This window comes from Stenotrophomonas sp. 3diitr2024 (assembly GCF_042136455.1).
Lineage (GTDB): Bacteria > Pseudomonadota > Gammaproteobacteria > Xanthomonadales > Xanthomonadaceae > Stenotrophomonas > Stenotrophomonas sepilia.
Genome location: NZ_JBHHMJ010000696.1, coordinates 1 through 3,105 on the forward strand (window position 1 = coordinate 1; position 3,105 = coordinate 3,105).

2 protein-coding genes, 1 pseudogene and 1 riboswitch are annotated in these 3,105 nt (G+C 67.5%); of the genes and pseudogenes, 1 reads left to right on the forward strand and 2 read right to left on the reverse strand.

Features of this window, described 5'->3' with window-relative positions:
• Window positions 1-24: 24 nt before the first annotated feature.
• Window positions 25-1,866 carry a TonB-dependent vitamin B12 receptor gene (gene btuB / locus ABGA94_RS17865; RefSeq protein ID WP_375367868.1) on the reverse strand — a complete coding sequence of 614 codons (1,842 nt, stop codon included), beginning with the start codon at window positions 1,864-1,866 and terminating at the stop codon, window positions 25-27.
• A 115-nt stretch (window positions 1,867-1,981) separates the two neighbouring features.
• A riboswitch (cobalamin riboswitch) is annotated at window positions 1,982-2,205 on the reverse strand.
• 143 nt (window positions 2,206-2,348) lie between these two features.
• Between btuB and ABGA94_RS17870 the strand changes: the two genes are divergently transcribed.
• Complete coding sequence (locus ABGA94_RS17870; RefSeq protein WP_065179285.1) at window positions 2,349-2,927, forward strand: histidine phosphatase family protein; 579 nt, start codon at window positions 2,349-2,351, stop codon at window positions 2,925-2,927.
• A 58-nt stretch (window positions 2,928-2,985) separates the two neighbouring features.
• On the opposite strand, the pseudogene ABGA94_RS17875 reads toward ABGA94_RS17870, so the two are convergent.
• A pseudogene (locus ABGA94_RS17875) lies at window positions 2,986-3,105 on the reverse strand (trypsin-like peptidase domain-containing protein); the annotation flags it as partial.

Sequence of the window (3,105 nt, forward strand, 5' to 3'; positions counted from 1 at the left end):
CCGGGCAATGCCCGGCGCCTTCTTTCATTTCGGCTGGTAACGCACGCTCACCTGGTACTCACGACCGGGCTGGTTGAACCACGCCACGGTCTCGTATCGTCGGTCGAACACGTTGGCGGCACGCGCCAGCAGCGACCACGATGGCGTCAGCGCGTACTCGGCGCGCAGATCCAGCGTGCCGTAACCCGCCACCTTCACCGCGTTGGCGGCATCGTCATAGCGCTTGCCCGCTCCCTGAACCGTCAGGCCTGCGCGGAAGGCCCCGAAACGCCGATCGAGGTCCAGGCGCGCGGTCTGCTGTGCACGACGCGGCAGCCAGTTGTCGAACTGGGTGCTGCCGCCGGTGCGGTTGCGTGGGTCGGTGTAGCTCAGCTGGGCGTTGATGTCGAAGCCGGCCAGCAGCACGCCACCGGTCAGTTCGGCACCGCGGATGCGCGCCTTCTCCACCTGCTGCATCCTGAAGGTCGCCGCATCGTAGGTGATCAGATCATCGATGCGGGTTTCATAGACGTCCAGGCCCCAGTGCCAGCCCTGTCCCTGCTGCGAAACGCCCAGGTTGGCGCTCTTGGACTTCTCCGGGTTCAACGTCGGCACACCGCTCCACGGGTCATACAGGTCGCTGAAGGTCGGCGCCTTGAACGCGGTGCCGTAGCTGGCATTGACACGCAGGCCGTGGCCGAGCTCCATCGCCCAGCCGAGGCTGCCCGTGGCGTGGTTGCCGAACTGCTGGTTGTCGTCGTTGCGCGCGCTGGCCTGCAGCTGGTGGCGGCCGAAGCGTCCCTGGTACTGCACGAACACGCCGGTGTTGCGGCGGCTGTCGACCCGATATCCGGCACTGCTGCCATCCAGGTTGTCTTCGCTCCAGTCCACGCCGGTGCTCAGCAGCTGGCCTTCGGCCAAGGCGAAGTCACCCTGCAGCGAGGCACTGTCGCGGTGGGTCTGAGCGCTGCCACGGGCATCGAAGTCACCGAAGTTGTCCGACTCGTTGTCACTGCGCCCGACATTGGCGGTGAACGACAGGCGTTCGGACGGGGTGTAGCGCACCTTGCCGGCCAGCACCTGCTGGCGGGTTTCCGAATAGTTGTAGTAGCCGTCGTAATGGTTCTTTCCGTCGGCACGCAATGCACTGCCTTCCACGTTCCATTGGTCGTTGAAGGTGTAGCCACCGCGCAGGCTCTTGGACAGGTTGCGGTAGCCATCGCGGTCATGTTCGTCGGCAAAGCAGCCGGTGAACAGCGTTGCCGAGCCGCGGCAGGCATCGATGCCATCGGAATGCTGGTAGGCGATGTCGGCGCCGAACCAGCCGCGTTCAGTCCCGCCACCGATCCCGCCGCTGGCTTCGCGCAGGCCGTTGCTGCCGCCACCGAGCTGGAAGTGCGGGGCGAAATCACCCTGGTTGCGGCGGGTGAAGATCTGGATCACGCCGCCAATGGCATCGGCGCCGTACAGGCTCGACTGCGGGCCACGCACGATTTCCACGCGCTCGATCTGCGCCAGCGGCAGGTCCTGGTACATCGCCAGGCCGAGGTCGGCACTGTTGATGCGCACGCCGTCGACCAGCACCACGGTGTGGCCTGAGTTGGTGCCGCGCAGGAACAGCGAGCTCTGCTTGCCGAGCCCGCCGGCATTGGTCAGGTTGATGCCGGCGCGGCCGCGCAGCAGTTCCTGCAGCGAGGTGGCCTGGCTGGATTCGATCTGCGCGCGGTCGATCACCTGGGCCGGCGCGATGCTGTCCTGCAGGGCGATCGGGGTGCGCGTGGCGGTGACCAGGATCTGGTCGAGCGCGGTGGTGTCATCGGCGGCCTGTGCCAGCGCGGGCAGGGCGGCCAGTACGGCCAGGGACAGCATTCGGGACTGCAGCTTCATGGGGGGACTCCAGGTGCCACGCACGCCCGCGTGGCGAAGGGGAGGAGCCGCGAAGGCAGGCACGCGCCGATGCCGCAGCGCACGCCACGGTCATCCAGCGCCATGCCCACCGCATCGCGACCTGAGGCTTCCGGGCCGGTCTCCGGGCTTGCCGCCGGGTGGCGCGAGGCCACCGTCCAGGCGCCTTCCCATGCCTGCGGCACAGTGGCGGTGTTGCCTGGAACTGACGTGCTTACCGTTGCGGGGGCAGCGCCGGCCTGGCGTGGAATCACGCGTCACCGGCTTCCCGTTTCAACCTGCCGGCCACGGCCGCAGGTCACCTGGAAGTGCGCGCAGTCTACGGCATCGCAGGCCGTCCCGTTGCGTCGCGCCTGCGCGGCTGCCTTTGCTGTGCCTTTAGAATGGTTGCTCGATCCCGTGGTGCCGTTACCGATGTCTGCCCGTTCTCCGTTGTACCTGCGTCGCCCGTCCGGGACGCACGCATGATCCTCGACCTGGTCCGCCATGCCGGCAACGGTCGCGATGAGTTCCTTGATGGCCGCAGCGATCCACCGCAGCTGGCCGGCCTGCCGCAGGAGCTGGTCGAGGCCTATGCCGGGCAACGCTGGGAGCGGGTGATCAGTTCGCCGCGGTTGCGCGCCCTGCACACGGCGATGGCGCTGGCCACCCCACGCGGGCTGGACGTCGAAGCGGACGAGGAATGGGAAGAACTGGATTTCGGCGATTGGGACGGGCAGTCGCTGTTCGACCTGCCGGAAGATGCGCTGGCCGCCTTCCATGCCGATCCGCATGCGTTCCCGCCGCCGAACGGCGAGAGCTGGGGTCATTTCGAGCGGCGTATCGCGCGCGCGCTGGATCGCCTGCTCGATGATGATGATCCGGTGCCGACGCTGGTGGTCAGCCATGGTGGCCCGCTGCGCATGGTGTTGTCGCAGGTTTGCGGCCTGCCGATGTCGCTGTGCTGGGCCCTGCGCATCGACCACGGCACGCGCCTGCGGGTGTGGCTGGAGCGGGGCGAGGTCGGGCTGGTGGGCGAGCTGCTGGAACTGCAGCAGCCGTAGTCCATCGGTAGTGCCGGCCGCTGGCCGGCAGCCTCAGGAACGTTGCAAGGATCACGCAGTTGCCGGCCATGCTGCCCTGCGGGTTGAAGCTGGCGGTATTGATGCCGACCAGCTGCCCCTGCAGGTCGACCAGTGCACCACCGGAATTGCCGGGATTGATCGACGCATCGGTCTGGAT